Origin of the sequence: Pantoea sp. YR525 (assembly GCF_900116775.1) — a bacterium.
GTDB classification, from domain to species: Bacteria; Pseudomonadota; Gammaproteobacteria; order Enterobacterales; family Enterobacteriaceae; genus Pantoea; species Pantoea symbiotica.
Genome location: NZ_FPBU01000006.1, coordinates 325408 through 340491, shown reverse-complemented (window position 1 = coordinate 340491; position 15084 = coordinate 325408). Strand labels below are relative to the sequence as shown.

The window sequence follows — 15084 nt, the reverse complement described above, 5'->3', positions numbered from 1 at the left end:
CCCGATCAGGCCGCTACCTTCACTGCCGTTTTCCGCTTCTCCTTCATCTTCCAACACAGCCACAGCGCAATAAACCACGCCGGTGAAGCGGCTAATGCGGCGAGCGTGTCGGGATCAAATATCATGATCACCATCGAGAACAGGAAGAACATCAGCGTTCCCCATGCCGTCACTCTGCCGCCGGGCATCTTAAATTTGGATTTTTGATGCAGATCCGGACGCTGCCGACGGTACACCAGATAAGAGACCAGAATCATGCCCCAACAATAGATCACCAGAATCGCGGCAAGCGTTGAAACGATGGTGAACAGCGTTGTCACATTCGGCACAAGGAACAGCAGCAAGGTGCCGCTCAGCATGCAGAAGCATGAGAACAGCAGGCTGCGCAGCGGAATACGCGTGGTGCGCGACAGAATACGGAACTGCCAATGTGCATGCTTCTCGACGGACAAGCCATATAACATGCGGGTGCTGGAGTAGACGCCGCTGTTGGCGGAAGACATTGCCGAAGTGAGCGCCACGAAGTTAATGATCGCCGCCGCAGCGGGCATTCCGGCTTTGGCAAACAGCGTCACGAACGGGCTGGTATCCGGCGACACGCCTTGCCATGACGTCACCGCGATGATCACCATCATTGAGAGCATGTAGAAAATCACAATCCGCAGCGGCAGAGAGTTAATTGCACGCGGCAAAATTTTCTCGGGATCGCGCGTTTCCGCCGTCATGGTGCCGAGCAGCTCAATCCCGGTATACGAGAAAATCGCGATTTGGAAACCAGCAAGAAAACCGGTGATGCCATGCGGCATAAACACGGCGGGATCGGTGAGATTATGCACTGAAGCTTTAACGCCATCCGGCGAGGTCCAGCCGGTAAATACCATCCATCCGCCGGTGATAATCAGCGCGATGATGGTAATCACTTTGATCAGCGCAAACCAGAATTCAGCTTCACCAAAAGCCTTCACCGACAACATGTTAAACAGACACAGAATGCCGAGGGTGAACAACGCGGGTATCCACGCCGACATTTCCGGGAACCAATACTGCATATACGCGCCACACACCACCACATCCGCAATGCAGGTCACCACCCAACTTAGCCAATAAGACCAACCGAGAAAGAAGCTGGCTTTAGGGCCGAGGTAATCACCGACAAAATCGGCAAAAGAGCGATAGTCGAGCCGGCTAAGCAGCACTTCGCCCATCGCCCGCATCACCATATAGCTGAAGAACCCGACCAGAATATAGATGATTAATATCGAGGTTCCGGCCACCGCAATATTGCGTCCTGCGCCCATAAATAGCCCGGTACCGATCGAACCACCCAGCGCGATCATCTGAATATGACGTTCGCTCAGACCTCGCTGCAGTTTTTGCGGGGCGTCGTGTGCCCGAGCAGGCTGAATCTGCCCTTGTGTAGGTTTGTTAGACACAATGATTCCTTCAGTCTGGCAAAAAAACGCATGACGATGCCTGCCCACAAGCATCAATGGCAAATAAGGAGTTGAACCTTAAAGAGGCACGCTTAAATAGATGAAAGAAAAACGAAATTAATAAAACGCTAATTCATGATGGAGGTTTCCGGCTAGGTTTTACTCATCGTGGTGGCGTGAGTTAACAAAGTCAATGCGGAAAAATAACAGTTTATTCACTTTTTGATGACCATCAAAGAACTGAAAAATAGGAATAAAATCAAATTTTATGCAATTTAGTGAATATTATCCGCATAAATATGCGTCACATGGGGGGCTTTTTTAATGCTTAGTTATTCATTCATTCACGAATTTTTGTATCGAAAAGTTAAATCCTCCTTATTCAACGCAACCCGCTTTTCTTAAAAGGTGTTAAATTACATTCCGTCTAGTGCAATGCATCACCTTTCCACGTCTTTTCAATATAAATAACTCTGAACCTACAGGCTTCTCATGGAAAAGTTATCTTACGCTTCTGAAAGCAGTACATCTCCCTGGACTACCTACCTGAGCCAAATTGACCGCGTTGCGCCTCATCTTGGTGAATTGTCTCGCTGGATCGAAACTCTGCGTCATCCGAAAAGAGCACTGATTGTCGACATCCCGGTGCAGATGGATGACGGCTCGATTCGCCACTTTGAAGGTTATCGCGTACAGCACAATCTTTCGCGCGGGCCGGGCAAAGGGGGCGTACGTTACCATCCTGCAGTCGACCTGAATGAAGTGATGGCGCTGTCAGCCTGGATGACCATCAAGTGTGCGGCGGTCAACCTGCCTTATGGCGGCGCAAAAGGCGGTATTCGCGTCGATCCGCACTCGCTGTCTGAAGGTGAACTGGAGCGCTTAACCCGTCGCTACACCAGCGAAATCGGTTTGATTATCGGTCCGCAGAAAGATATTCCCGCGCCCGACGTCGGTACCAATGGCAAAGTCATGGCGTGGATGATGGATACCTACTCGATGAATCACGGCACCACCATTACCGGCGTTGTCACCGGTAAACCGATTCATCTTGGCGGCTCGTTAGGCCGCGAGAAAGCCACAGGCCGTGGCGTATTTATTACCGGTCGAGAAGTGGCAAAACGCTCCAACATCACCATTGAAGGCGCACGCGTCGCGTTGCAGGGCTTTGGTAACGTGGGTAGCGAAGCGGCGCGTCTGTTCGCCGAAGCCGGTGCGCGCGTGGTAGTGATTCAGGATCACACCGCAACCTTACTCAACGAAGGCGGCATCGATTTAGCGGCGCTGACTGCGTGGCAGATCGAACATAAACAGATTGCCGGTTTCCCGGGTGCGCGTGAGATCGACAGAGAACAGTTCTGGACTACCGCCATGGATATCCTGATCCCGGCTGCGCTGGAAGGGCAAATTACCCGCGAGCGCGCTGAAATCATCAGTGCCAAATTAGTGCTGGAAGGGGCTAACGGCCCAACGTATCCGGATGCGGATGATATGCTGGCGAGTCGCGGTGTGCAGGTGGTGCCAGACGTAATCTGTAACGCAGGCGGTGTAACGGTGAGTTACTTCGAATGGGTACAGGATATGGCGAGCTTCTTCTGGAGCGAAGATGAGATTAACCAGCGTATGGACCGCATTATGACTGAAGCGATGGTGCACGTTTGGGATAAGGCCGCTGAAAAGCGCTGCTCATTGCGTACTGCTGCGTATATCGTTGCCTGCGAACGTATTCTGCTGGCACGTAAAGATCGCGGTATTTATCCAGGCTAATTAATTAAATTTTAAGTTTATTTAAATCAAGAGATAAACGCCGTCTTTGCCGTGAGAGGGCGTTTATCTTATCTTTCATGCGAGGTTTACGCCGCGCAGCCCTGACCAGCACCTCGCGGCAGATTGGGTAATCATCACCGAAGGATCTTCGCTAAATTCACTCACCAAAGTGACAATTCTGTCAGTTAAACTCCTTATATTCTCGCTGCCTACATAGACGTATTCATTGGTGGGTAACACATACGCATAGCCTTTCTCACAGACTAAACTGCGCGCAAAACCATTCTCAAGCATCGCATAGAGCAGTTCTATTTGCGTGCCAGCAGTGGGTTCTTTCAATTCGACACGGATAGTGTAACTGAACATAGTATTATCTCCGGCGTTTAAATTTAAGTTTACTTAAGTTTAAATGATCAAAAATGGAGATCTTTTTTTTAAGATAAATCTTAGTGAATATTTATAAATAATCACCGCCATTAACAGTAAATATTGGCCCTGTTAAGCGTAACGACAAAGGGGGAATTAAAATATAATTATTCAAATTTCAATTTTATTGCGCTCTGCTTAAATAATCTCTTTTTCTTTTATTAAAGACAGCAGGTTTCTCGCAGGCTATAATTAATTTCAGCTCACTGTGAGCTGGTTGCTAAAAAGTTCGAAAATAGTATCCGCAACGGGCGATTTTAAAGATTTTTATTCATTAGTATTTATCTCTGCCCACGAGGTGTCGCGGATGAAATTAACTACAACGGATTTTTACGTCTTTGCTCAGGAAGATAGCGAGGGTTGCTGCGACTTGCACCGTGAAAGCTGTCGTATGGCGCCGGCCTACGATAATCGTGTTTTTATGGGATCTTTTTATTCACCGGAACACGCCTGGCAATATTTCCACACTCATCATCCTAATAGCCGAGCGGTATTTTGTCTGTTGTGTATGAGAGAATAATGCGGGAAACATTCTGCCTGCAAAATTGCCGCGGAAGGTTTGATTTAACTGAAGCGTGCAGGGCGGAAACTAGCAGGAATGTGCCGCACCTCCCCGCTTTATCCCAGTTTCACTTTAATGTCGGTTTGATAAGCGGAAGATATCCCGCCACCGCATGTCGCGTAAGCTGCGCCAGCATTTGCTGGGCGGCATCGTTAGCATTATGTTGCCACAGTGCGATACCCATACTTCCCACGGCGGGCAGTTGAGCGTTCAGGGTATGCAATCCAGCAGGTAAACCGATCTGGCTGCGCAAAGTAATACCCAATCCAGCCTGCACCGCCGCCCACACGCCACTCAAACTGTGGCTGGTAAACACCACACGCCAATCGAGCCCAGCCTGTTCCAGCACGCTCAGCGCACGTGTCCGCATGAGACACGGCGCTTCAAACATCACCAGCGGTATAGCTTCACCACGCGCGAGCAAGCCGCGAATATCGAACTCTTGCGCACCAATCCACGCCAGCTGCGTCTGGCCCAGCAACTCACTTTGCGCAGGTAAATTATCGCCTTGCCACAGCAGCGCCATATCGAGACTTTGCTCGGCCATCGCCTGCAACAGTGGCTGATTGCGATCGACGCGCGCGCTGATACGCACACTCGGATGCTGGCGGCTAAACGGGCCAAGAATGCCCGGCATCAGCGACTCACCGAAATCTTCCTGCATGCCGATACGCACATCACCCTGCAACAACTCGCCGCGCACCGCGCGCCAGGCTTCATCATTCAGGCTGAGCAGACGACGGGCATAGCTCAGCAAGATTTCGCCGCCGGGCGTGAGCGCCAGATGACGACCGCGTTTGGTCACCAGCGCCATACCGCATTGCTGTTCCAGCTTTTTTAACTGGGCGCTGACCGCCGACGTCGAGCGGCACAGTTGCTGCGCCGCCAGCGCGAAGCTGCCGCACTCGATTCCCAACACAAAGCTGCGCAGCGCATCGCTATCAAGCGAGACCGGAATCTTCTCCATAACCATCCTTCAAAGCGGGACTATAAGTCCTGAATAATGCGATTTTCAGGATTGTAGCAGCGCGCCACAATCGCTGCCTATTCAATGCCGGAGAAAATCATGAGTAAGTCACTGGATCGCGATTCTTTACAGCAGGTCGCACCGAAGTTAGCCGAGTTAACCCAGCAGGTGTTGTTTGGCGATATCTGGAAGCGCGCGGTGCTGTCACCGCGTGAGCGCAGTTTGATCACGCTCGCCACGCTCAGCGCTTTGGGCCACGAGCAGCAACTGCCGTGGCATCTTGAATTTGCGCAGCAGAACGGACTTAGTCGTGAAGAGCTGGTGGAGTTATTTACCCATCAGGCGTTTTACGCCGGTTGGCCCGCTGCAGTGACAGCGCTGGCTTTATTGCAACAGGAGAACAACTGATGCCATTTACCCGAATCACCGTGCGCGACGGTTGGAGCGATGCCGATCTGCAAACCTTATCGGACACGCTGCATGAGGTGCTGGTCGCCGAGTTCAACGTACCGCCCGACGATCGTTTCCAGGTGATTGAATCGCTGGCGGCGCAGCGCTTTATTTATGATCGCCACTATCTTAGCGGCGGTCGTAGCGATCGCTATGTGTTGTTGAACATCCTGGCAGGCAAACCGCGCAGCACGGAACAGAAGCGCGTAACTTATCAGATGCTGAGTGAACGCCTGCAGCAGCGCCTCAATCTTGATCCCAATGATTTAATGATCATTATTCAGCAAACCCAGCCCGAAGACTGGAGTTTTAGCGGCGGAAAGATGTTTGCGCTGTAACTGCGTAGGGTCGCCATTCATGGCGACCTCCTTCCGGGCATTGCCAGATCACTCCATCACCCAATGCCCGTCACTCACCTCGCGATAACGCCGCGTTTCAGGCACAAATCCCAGCGCACGCACCGGGCTTTTCAGCTCGCTGATGTCAATCTGGCGCTTCACATGACGTCGCGCCGGATCGGGCACCGGCACCGACGACAGCAATTTACGCGTGTAATCATGCTGCGGATTTTCAAAAATTGCCGCGCGCGGACCGATCTCGACAATTTCACCGAGCAGCATCACCGCCACGCGATGGCTGATGCGCTCGACCACCGCCATATCGTGCGAAATAAACAGATACGACAAGCCGAGGCTCTGTTGCAGGTCGAGCAGCAGATTGATGATTTGCGCTTTTACCGTGACATCCAGCGCCGACACCGATTCATCGGCGATGATCATTTTCGGGTCGAGCATCAACGCACGGGCGATACAGATACGCTGGCGCTGGCCGCCGGAAAATTCGTGCGGATAGCGTTTCATCATGCTGGCGGATAGCCCAACGCGCTCCATCAGTGAAGCGGCTTTCGCGCGCGCCTCGGCTTTGCTGCCTAAACGGTGTTGCAGAAAAGGTTCGGTGAGCGCTTCCAGCACCGACATGCGCGGATTGAGGCTGGCAAACGGGTCCTGAAAAATCATCTGCATGGCGCGGCGCAGGGTGCGCAGTTCGTGAGCAGAGAGATTCAGCACGTCGTAACCATCAAAGGCCACTTCACCCGCGTCGGGTGTAACAAGGCGCGTCAGCGAACGTCCGGTGGTGGATTTTCCGCAACCGGATTCGCCGACCAGCGACAAGGTTTCGCCCGGCATCAAATCAAATGAAATGTTTTCCACTGCATGTACCGCGCCGGTTTTGCGGCTGAACACACCTTCGTGGATGCTGAAGCGGGTACTGAGATTTTTCACCGACAGCAGGGGCTGCTGCGATGTCGCTACGCGGCTGGCATCAGGCGCGTCGTGCTCATCAAAGGAAAACTTACGCGGTCCAGCAATGCCGCGCATTGCGCCAAGCTGCGGCACGGTCGCAATCAACGTGCGGGTGTAATCGGCGGCGGGTGCGGAAAAAATCACGGCGGTGGTGCCGGTTTCCATCACATCACCTTGATACATCACCAACGTGCGATCCGACACTTCTGCCACCACGCCCATATCGTGGGTAATAAACAGCACCGCCGTGCCTTCCTCTTCCTGCAACGTCTTGATCAGGTCAAGAATTTGCCCCTGAATAGTCACGTCCAGCGCGGTGGTCGGTTCATCGGCAATCAGCAGTTTGGGTCGCAGCGCCAGCGCCATGGCAATCATCACGCGCTGGCGCATGCCGCCGGAAAAATGGTGCGGATAATCATTAAAGCGTTTCGCCGCATTGGGAATGCGCACTTTGTCCAGCAGCCGAATGGTCTCTTCTCGTGCGGCGCGTTTGCTGATTTTGCGGTGATTGATCAGCGCTTCAGCAATTTGGTTGCCGATGGTAAACGACGGATTCAGGCTGGTCATCGGTTCCTGAAATATCATTGCCACCGCATTGCCGCGAATATCACGCATGGCGGATTCGCTTAGCGTCAGCAGATCAACGCCGTTAAGCAGCACTTTGCCGCTGACGCGCGCGTGACGCATGTTGAGTAAGCGCATGATCGCCATCGAGGTGACGCTTTTCCCCGAACCGGATTCACCCACAATCGCCAGCGTTTCACCGGCATTAACGGTGAGCGACAGGTTCTTCACCACTTCGCGCCATTGATCGTCAACGCGAAAGGCAACGGTCAGGTTTTCGATGCGCAGCACCGGTTCGACTGCGGAGGCGGGCATGTTCATTTTGCTTTCACAAAGCGTGCGGACAAACTGCTTACCGGCAGGAAGCTGAAATCCGTATCAAACGGATAGGCGGGCTGCAATTTGCGGTTGCGGGGTAAGCGTTCCACATACTGATCGACCACGCCTTCTGACAGCGCCATCAGGTTTGGATTGGCTAGCGGTGCCAGCTCCGGCGACAGATAACCCGACTTCACCACCACAATTTTAGCGGCAGCGGGATCGAGGCCGAGCAGGGAGAAATCCGCCAGGTTGTGATATGGGCGGCGACGATCGGCGACCACCAGCGTAATGCCGCCGGTTTGCAGCTGCGCCTGTTTCGCCAGCGAACGCGGATCGTCGCTGAGATGCTTCACCACAAACTCGGCTTGCACTTTGCCGCCGGCCGGATCGAGCGACGCGCCAACGGTCAGCGTTAAGGTTGCGCCTTCACCGGCAGCAAATGCTGCATCAGTGGCCGGTTTATCGGTAATACCGGCGACGATAACGTCCTGTGCATCCCGGCGAATCAGCTCCGCCAATACATCCGCGCGATCGCCAACGCCGCCGCCGGTCGGATTATCACCGGAATCGGCCAGAATCACCGGCGCGGTTTCGCTGGCGATAGCCATGCTGACGCACTCTTCAATGCTGCCGGTGACGCAGCCAAAGCTGAATTCATCGCGCGCCTGCCAGTAAGCCAGCGCCAGTTTTGCCGCCTGTTCCGCCAGTACATCGGCGTCGGTGCCGGTCATGATCGCGGCAGCGGTGGCGCGTGGTTCATCGGCCCAGACGTAACCGACCATCAGCGAGGCGTCCCAGATATGCTCCAGCTGGTTTATCGCGGGCAAGCGGGCGTACAAACTTTTAGCCGGTTCATCTTCGGTGCTGGTGCGTTCGCCGGGTAACACCACCGGAATCGGTGCCCACACTACGCCGGGTTTGATGCCGGTTTGCAGACTTTTCACCAGCATCGATACCGAGCGGCGCATGGTTTCTTCGACATCAATGTGTGGCGCGGTGCGGTAAGTCGAGAACATATCGATGGCATCAATGATGCGCTGCGTGACATTGCCGTGCAGATCGTAGCTGACGGTGATCGGGCAATCCGCGCCGACCAACTCGCGCGTGGCGCTGATCCAGTCGCCTTCGGCATCTTCCATGCCTTCAACATAGACCGCGCCGTGCATGGCGAGATAGACGCCATCCACCGGCAAATGTGCCGCGAGGCGCGTCAGGAAATCCTGCTTAAAATCGTCGTAGGTGATGCGCGCTACCGGACCACCGGCGATGGCGCGCGCGTGGAAGGTGGGCAGAAATTTGGCATCATAATCCTGCAGAAAGGCGAAGTAAGGATTGGTGGTGAGTTCATCCCCGCGCACGATGCGGAAGTCGTCGGCATAATTCAGCACCGGATTATAAGTACTGCACTCAGTATGAATTCCACCAAAAGCAATGCGCATAGCAGCCTCCGCTAGTCGGGTAAGTGAATGATAAAACGATACGCCGCCACACTGGCTGCGGCTCTGGCCCAGCTCTCTTCGTTGATTGCCATGCTTGAAATCGGCGTTTTGCCGATGATCGACGGCAGGACGTGGCTGTCGACCGCCTGCATCACCACGGTTTTCAGCAAGCCATCAAACGAATCGGGCTGATGTGCAATCACAATTAATTCGGGGTCGTTCATCTGGATGATATTGGCGATCGATAAACCCAGCGCGTGACCAGCCTGATGCAGAATGGCAATCGCCGCACTGTTGCCTTTCACCGCCAGCGCTTCCAGTTCGGCAATCGATTCGCTTTCCAGCGCTTTGTCACGCACGCTTTCGCGGATGGCGGTTAACGAGGCCAGCGTATCGAGGCAGCCGCGTTTGCCGCAGCGGCAGGGACGTCCGCCGGGTTCGATGGTGCAGTGGGCGATTTCACCGGCAGCGCCGTGTGCGCCACGGTGCAGCTGGCCCTGAAAGAAGTGTGCCGATCCAATGCCGTCACCGTGGGAAATCAGGGTGAAGTTGCGCGCCTTTTTCGCCACGCCGAAAATCTTCTCGCTCACCGCCAGCGCTTTGGCATCGTTCTCTAACGACACTTCCAGCCCGGTTTGCTGTTTCAGCAGTTCTGCCAGCGGCACGTTTTTCCAGCCCAGCAGCGCCGACTGCACGCAAATTGCCTGATTCTCATCGACAAATCCGGACAATGTCACGCCCAATCCAATCAACTGATCCTGCGAAATCGATTTCTGCGCAATCAGATCGGGAATCGCCGCCGCAATCATTTTTGCCAGCTGCGGTGGATCGAGATTCAACGGCATTTGCGTGGCGGCCAGCGTGCGGCCATGCATATCAATCAACACCAAAACTACGCGCTCGCCAAGCAGCGAGGCACCGAGAAAATAGGCGCTATCGGCACGCATTTTTAATAACACCGATGGACGACCCTGGCCGCTGGATTCCGGAACACTCTCTTCCAGCAATCCAGCCTGCAGCATCTCTTTCACCAGCGGGCTAATTGCGGCTTTGCTTAACTTCATTTTTTCCGCAAGCGCGGTGCGGCTCATGCCATGCGACGCAATAAGTAAGCGCAGGATTTGTTGCTGGTGGGCATTGAGCATTGAGGTTCTCACGGCGTTAGCACTATGCGCTGACAATAATAAGGACAGAAAACAAATACAACGATATTTAGTTAAATTTCTGAATGCAGATCTGATTATAAGTAAATTATATGAACCAACCTATTGGCTTTTGTTTAGTGAGTGTGGCTTATATAGCGCAATGCGACAGTTGTCGGGACGGAATTAACGGCAATCTACCGGTGCGCATTAATGCGCACCCTACGAAAACCTCGCCTGGCGACCGTCCGGAATGCATCACTGCATAACAAATAAATGTTCATTCACCGATCGTTTCAATGATTCATTGAGGGCCTTCATGGAAAGCAAACACAAGCATTTCAAGGTACTGACGCTGGCCGGTTGTTTATTGGCGTCGATGGCGAGCGCCACAGTTTTTGCCAGCCAGCTGGTGATCATGCAGAACGAACCGCCGCGCAGCATGGACCCCGGCAACCAAACCGCGACCTTTACCGGCACGGTGCTGGACCCGATGTACGAAGGCCTGACGCGTCTCGGTGATGACGGCAAAATCATTCCAGCGCTGGCTGTATCCTGGACATCCGATGACAGCGGACTTAACTGGACCTTCACCCTGCGTCCAAATGTGAAATTCCACGACGGCACGCCATTTAATGCCGACGCGGTAGTGGAAAACTTCCAGCGTCATTTAAATACGCAGCGCGGATTGGCCGGCAGTGGAAAAATTCGCACCTTTATTCAGGACGTGAAGAAAAAAGACGATCTCACCGTCACGTTTCAGCTGAAAAAAATTAATCCGGCCTTTTTAACTGTTTTAGCCTCCGGTCCGGGATTAATGGTGAGTCCAACAGCGGATAAAGCGGGCAGCATCAACAATAAAGCCGACGGCACCGGACCTTATAAACTGGTGCAATACAAATCCGGCGAATATGTACTTGAACAAAAGAATCCTGACTATTGGGGGAAATCTTCCGGTCCGGATGAAATTAAATGGACGTGGAGCAGCGAGCCTTCAGTGATGAATATGGCGCTGCAATCGGGGCAGGTCGATATTATTAACCCGGTGCCGCCGCAGTTTGCTGGCATGTTGAAAAATAACGCCAACGTTAATCTCAAACAGTCGCCGGGTGCGGCGGTGTTCTGGGTCGATCTCAACACCCAAAGCAAAGCGCTGAGCGATGTGCGCGTACGACAGGCGCTGAATCTCGCCACCGACCAGCAGGCGCTGGTGAAAGCCATCATGTTTGGCTATGCGCAACCGGCCAACTCGGCGCTGGCACCGGTCGATCCTAACTATGACAAAGCGCTGCATGACTATCCTTACGATCTGCAAAAAGCCAAAGATCTGCTGAAAGCGGCGGGCTATGCCGACGGTTTCCCGATGTCGATTGCAGTGCAAGCTCCGGATGCGCGTACCGCACAAGTGTTGCAGGGCATGTGGAGTAAAATCGGCGTGAAACTTAACGTGCGCCAGATGGAGAGCGGCGTGTGGACCAAAGCGGCGTTTGCCGATGGCAAAGAGAAAGCCGCGCAGGGCACCGATGCGGTGCTGGCGTCCTGGTCTTCCGGTTTATATGGCTCGGATCTGCAGCTGCGTCCGCTGTATCACACCAGCAGCTTTGCGCCGGGCGGGGCTAATCTGGGCTTCTTCAGCGACAAGCAAACCGATGAACTGATCGATACCGCTGCATCGACGCTCGACGATGCCAAACGCAAAGATCTCTATTTCCAGGCGCAAAAACAGATCAGCGGATTAGCGCCGCAGGTGCTGCTGTTCTATCAGGACGATCTCTATGCCGCACGTAAAAATATCAGCGGCGTGGTGATGCAGCCGGGCGGACAAATCGTCGTACGCGACGCGGTGAAGCAATAACCCAATGGTTGATGTGATATGAAAGCGTACGTCGCAAAAAAGGTGCTTTCGCTGCCGTTAATCATTTTCGGCGTGTCGATTATCGTGTTTATCGCCATCCGCGCGCTGCCGGGCGATCCGGCGCGGCTGATGGCGGGACCGGAAGCGCCGCAGGAAGCGGTGGACAGTATGCGCGTGCGGCTGGGGCTCGATCAGCCGCTGCCGCTGCAATATGTCAAATTTGCGGCGGAAGCGCTGCACGGCAACCTTGGCTTGTCGTTGCAGTCGCAGCGTCCGGTGATGACCGAGATCAGCGAGCGGTTGCCGTACACCTTATCGCTGGCGGCGCTGGCGTATCTGCTGGCGATTGCGATTGGTGTTCCGGCGGGCATGACCGGCGCTATCTATCGCCAGCGCATTCCGGATCAAATCGTGATGGTGCTGACCATTGCCGGTGCGTCGATTGCCAATTTCTGGCTGGCGCTGCTGGCGATGAACTACTTCGCCGTTGAGCTGGGTTGGTTACCGCTGCTGGGCGCCGATTCGTGGAAAAACTACATCATGCCGACTGTCACGCTGGCGATCTTGCCGATGGCGATGATCGCGCGCATGACGCGTTCCAGCATGCTGGATGTGCTGAGTCAGGATTACATCCGTACTGCCAAAGCAAAGGGATTATCCTCCGCCAGCATTAACTGGAAGCACGCGCTGCGTAATGCGCTGATCCCGATTGTGACCATCGTGGCGCTCAACTTCGGCAGCCTGATTGGCGGCGCGGTGGTGACCGAATCGGTGTTCAACTGGCCGGGCATTGGCCGCCTGCTGGTGGATTCTGTGCGCTACCGCGATTATCCAGTGATTCAGGGCGTGACGTTGGTGGCCGTTACCGGCGTGGTGCTGATGAATCTGGTCGGTGAAATCCTGATTGGCCTGCTCAATCCAAAAATAAGGTTCGACTGATGAACAGCATTGAAACTTCCGTGCTGCCGCCGCGCTCGCGCAGCCGACACCTGATCAGCATCTTGGTGGCGAATCCGTCGATAGCCATCGGCGGCACCTTAGTGCTGCTGGTGGTACTCGCCGCCGCGCTGGCTCCGCTGATTACGCATTGGGATCCGGTGGAGCAGGATCTGCTGAATACCTTGCAAGCGCCATCGGCCGCGCACTGGTTTGGTACCGACGATTATGGCCGCGACATTTTTTCGCGCGTGATTTACGGCGCGCACATCACGCTGTTTGAAGTGAGCCTCAGCGTCGCCATCTCAATGGTGATCGGTATTCCGCTTGGCATCATTTCCGGCTTAGCCGGACGTAAAATTGATGCGCTGATCATGTGGGTGATGGATATCATTTTCGCTTTTCCTGGCATCGTGCTGGCGATTTTGATTGTTAGCGTACTTGGTGAAGGGCTGACCAATATGCTGATCGCCATCTCGCTGTTCTCGATTCCGGTCTATGCGCGTCTGAGCCGCAACCTGACGCTGGGCCTGAAGAACATGGAGTACATCGAAGCGGCGCATATGCTCGGTGTGCGCTATCCGCGCATCATTACGCATTACATTCTGCGTAACTCGATTGGCCCGCTGATTGTGCAATCGACGCTGACGGCGGGCGCGGTGGTGCTTTCTGCCGCCAGCCTGTCATTCCTCGGTTTAGGTGTGCAGCCACCGATGCCGGAGTGGGGCACCATGATGAGCGATGGACGCAACTTCCTCGGCCTGAATATTTATGTGTCTCTCTTCCCCGGATTGGCGATTTTGATTACCGTGCTTGGCTTCAATGTGCTGGGCGACGGTTTGCGAGATGTGATGGATAAACGTTTATGAGTAGACAATCTGCGGTGATTTGCCTCGATCTGGGCGGCTCTTTTATTAAGTTAGGCGTGATGAATGCGCAGGATGAATTAACGATTCTCGATCAGCAAAAAATCCCGGCGGCAAGCTGGGACGAGTTCACCGCGTTGGTGAGTTGCATGATTGCCCAACATCAACTGCACTTCACCGCCAGCAGTCCGGTGGCGATATCAACGGCCGGCATTGTGGCACCCGATTCCGGCGAGATATTTGCCAGCAATATTCCCGCTTTTCACCAGCGCCGTCTGGCAAAAGAGCTTGGCGCGATCCTGCAACGCGAGGTGATTGTGCATAACGATGCCGACTGTTTCACGTTGGCGGAAGCGCTGGCGGGCGCGGGCAAAGGACACAAAGTGGTGTTTGGCGCAATTCTCGGTTCAGGCGTTGGTGGCGGATTGGTGGCGGATGGCCGCATTATCACCGGACAGAACGGTTTGACCGGCGAATGGGGACATGGGCCGATCACGCTAACCGAAGTGGAGATCGATGGCGTCACGCGTCGATTGCCGCGCAAGGCCTGTCCGTGCGGCCAAAAAGGCTGTCTCGACAGCTACGGTGGCGCGCGCGGGCTGGAAAATCTGCATCAAACGCTGCATGACCGCTCGGCGAGCAGCGTGGAAATCATTGAACGCTGGCAGCAGCAGGATGCGCAGGCGCAGCAAACCGTTCAGGCATGGCTGCAAATTGTCGGTCAGCCGCTGGCGTACAGCATCAATATCACCGGCGCGTCGCGCGTGGCGGTTGGCGGCGGATTGGCATCAGTGGCTCCGTTGATCGCGGCGTTAGATGAGGTGGTGCAGAGCTACGTGCTGCGCCGCACCGCGCATCGCTTAGTGGTGCCGGGCGAGTTCGCACATCACGGCGGTATGATGGGCGCCGCCCTGTTGGCACGTGATTTAACCAGGTGCGCATAAACGCACCAATCCTTGTAGGGTCGCCATTCATGGCGACCTTTGCCGAAGCGCTGCTTCTCCGGCAGAAAAATGCATCATTGAACCAGGTGCGCATAAATGCGCACCCTA

Annotated in this window: 13 protein-coding genes; 7 read left to right on the top strand and 6 right to left on the bottom strand. The window is 54.4% G+C overall.

What is annotated here, in order from left to right; translation table 11 throughout:
* Positions 1 to 5 precede the first annotated feature (5 nt).
* Positions 6 to 1433 carry an amino acid permease gene (locus tag BM323_RS14675; protein WP_008108083.1) on the bottom strand — a complete coding sequence of 476 codons (1428 nt, stop codon included), beginning with the start codon at positions 1431 to 1433 and terminating at the stop codon, positions 6 to 8.
* Between the two features lie 492 nt (positions 1434 to 1925).
* Between BM323_RS14675 and BM323_RS14670 the strand changes: the two genes are divergently transcribed.
* Positions 1926 to 3200, top strand: coding sequence for a Glu/Leu/Phe/Val family dehydrogenase (locus BM323_RS14670; protein WP_008108085.1), 1275 nt, complete (start codon positions 1926 to 1928; stop codon positions 3198 to 3200).
* Positions 3201 to 3275: 75 nt separating this feature from the next.
* Here the strand turns inward: BM323_RS14670 and BM323_RS14665 are convergent, their stop codons facing one another.
* Entirely contained in the window at positions 3276 to 3566 is a 291-nt protein-coding gene (locus BM323_RS14665) for a hypothetical protein (RefSeq protein WP_008108088.1), read from the bottom strand.
* 689 nt (positions 3567 to 4255) lie between these two features.
* Positions 4256 to 5155 carry a LysR substrate-binding domain-containing protein gene (locus tag BM323_RS14655; RefSeq protein ID WP_008108091.1) on the bottom strand — a complete coding sequence of 300 codons (900 nt, stop codon included), beginning with the start codon at positions 5153 to 5155 and terminating at the stop codon, positions 4256 to 4258.
* Between the two features lie 99 nt (positions 5156 to 5254).
* Between BM323_RS14655 and BM323_RS14650 the strand changes: the two genes are divergently transcribed.
* Together BM323_RS14650 and BM323_RS14645 are read left to right on the top strand one after the other, a co-directional pair.
* The gene (locus tag BM323_RS14650; protein WP_008108093.1) at positions 5255 to 5563 is read left to right on the top strand and encodes a carboxymuconolactone decarboxylase family protein; all 309 of its coding nucleotides are present in this window, start codon (positions 5255 to 5257) and stop codon (positions 5561 to 5563) included.
* A complete protein-coding gene (locus BM323_RS14645) occupies positions 5563 to 5943 on the top strand; it encodes a tautomerase family protein (RefSeq protein WP_008108095.1) in 381 nt (126 codons plus the stop codon). Before BM323_RS14650 ends, BM323_RS14645 begins: the two co-directional genes overlap by 1 nt.
* A 48-nt stretch (positions 5944 to 5991) precedes the next feature.
* Here BM323_RS14645 and BM323_RS14640 read toward each other — a convergent pair whose 3' ends face one another.
* The 3 genes from BM323_RS14640 to BM323_RS14630 are packed head-to-tail and all read right to left on the bottom strand — an operon-like array spanning position 5992 to position 10378.
* Positions 5992 to 7794 carry an ABC transporter ATP-binding protein gene (locus tag BM323_RS14640; protein WP_008108096.1) on the bottom strand — a complete coding sequence of 601 codons (1803 nt, stop codon included), beginning with the start codon at positions 7792 to 7794 and terminating at the stop codon, positions 5992 to 5994.
* On the bottom strand, positions 7791 to 9233 hold the full coding sequence (locus tag BM323_RS14635; protein WP_008108098.1) for a M81 family metallopeptidase: 1443 nt from the start codon (positions 9231 to 9233) through the stop codon (positions 7791 to 7793). Before BM323_RS14635 ends, BM323_RS14640 begins: the two co-directional genes overlap by 4 nt.
* Before the next feature lie 11 nt (positions 9234 to 9244).
* Positions 9245 to 10378: an ROK family transcriptional regulator gene (locus tag BM323_RS14630; protein ID WP_008108099.1), complete on the bottom strand. Its 1134-nt coding sequence runs from the start codon at positions 10376 to 10378 to the stop codon at positions 9245 to 9247.
* Positions 10379 to 10694: 316 nt separating this feature from the next.
* On the opposite strand from BM323_RS14630, the gene BM323_RS14625 reads away from it, so the two are divergent.
* From BM323_RS14625 to BM323_RS14610, 4 genes are read left to right on the top strand one after another with little or no spacing between them, the layout of a single operon-like run.
* The gene (locus BM323_RS14625; RefSeq protein WP_008108100.1) at positions 10695 to 12230 is read left to right on the top strand and encodes an ABC transporter substrate-binding protein; all 1536 of its coding nucleotides are present in this window, start codon (positions 10695 to 10697) and stop codon (positions 12228 to 12230) included.
* A gap of 18 nt (positions 12231 to 12248) precedes the next feature.
* The gene (locus tag BM323_RS14620) at positions 12249 to 13169 is read left to right on the top strand and encodes an ABC transporter permease (RefSeq protein WP_008108101.1); all 921 of its coding nucleotides are present in this window, start codon (positions 12249 to 12251) and stop codon (positions 13167 to 13169) included.
* The gene (locus tag BM323_RS14615) at positions 13169 to 14035 is read left to right on the top strand and encodes an ABC transporter permease (RefSeq protein ID WP_008108102.1); all 867 of its coding nucleotides are present in this window, start codon (positions 13169 to 13171) and stop codon (positions 14033 to 14035) included. Before BM323_RS14620 ends, BM323_RS14615 begins: the two co-directional genes overlap by 1 nt.
* Positions 14032 to 14976 (top strand): ROK family protein, encoded by a 945-nt coding sequence (locus BM323_RS14610; protein ID WP_008108103.1) that lies wholly within the window; start codon positions 14032 to 14034, stop codon positions 14974 to 14976. The genes BM323_RS14615 and BM323_RS14610 overlap by 4 nt, the downstream gene beginning before the upstream one ends.
* The last annotated feature ends 108 nt before the right edge of the window (positions 14977 to 15084 follow it).

What these genes read in the sequence shown, in the direction of transcription:
- BM323_RS14670 (WP_008108085.1), top strand. Translation starts at nt 1,926, where the DNA reads ATGGAAAAGTTATCTTACGCTTCTGAAAGCAGTACATCTCCCTGGACT.
- BM323_RS14665 (WP_008108088.1), bottom strand. Translation starts at nt 3,566, where the DNA reads ATGTTCAGTTACACTATCCGTGTCGAATTGAAAGAACCCACTGCTGGC.
- BM323_RS14655 (WP_008108091.1), bottom strand. Translation starts at nt 5,155, where the DNA reads ATGGAGAAGATTCCGGTCTCGCTTGATAGCGATGCGCTGCGCAGCTTT.
- BM323_RS14650 (WP_008108093.1), top strand. Translation starts at nt 5,255, where the DNA reads ATGAGTAAGTCACTGGATCGCGATTCTTTACAGCAGGTCGCACCGAAG.
- BM323_RS14645 (WP_008108095.1), top strand. Translation starts at nt 5,563, where the DNA reads ATGCCATTTACCCGAATCACCGTGCGCGACGGTTGGAGCGATGCCGAT.
- BM323_RS14640 (WP_008108096.1), bottom strand. Translation starts at nt 7,794, where the DNA reads ATGAACATGCCCGCCTCCGCAGTCGAACCGGTGCTGCGCATCGAAAAC.
- BM323_RS14635 (WP_008108098.1), bottom strand. Translation starts at nt 9,233, where the DNA reads ATGCGCATTGCTTTTGGTGGAATTCATACTGAGTGCAGTACTTATAAT.
- BM323_RS14630 (WP_008108099.1), bottom strand. Translation starts at nt 10,378, where the DNA reads ATGCTCAATGCCCACCAGCAACAAATCCTGCGCTTACTTATTGCGTCG.
- BM323_RS14625 (WP_008108100.1), top strand. Translation starts at nt 10,695, where the DNA reads ATGGAAAGCAAACACAAGCATTTCAAGGTACTGACGCTGGCCGGTTGT.
- BM323_RS14620 (WP_008108101.1), top strand. Translation starts at nt 12,249, where the DNA reads ATGAAAGCGTACGTCGCAAAAAAGGTGCTTTCGCTGCCGTTAATCATT.
- BM323_RS14615 (WP_008108102.1), top strand. Translation starts at nt 13,169, where the DNA reads ATGAACAGCATTGAAACTTCCGTGCTGCCGCCGCGCTCGCGCAGCCGA.
- BM323_RS14610 (WP_008108103.1), top strand. Translation starts at nt 14,032, where the DNA reads ATGAGTAGACAATCTGCGGTGATTTGCCTCGATCTGGGCGGCTCTTTT.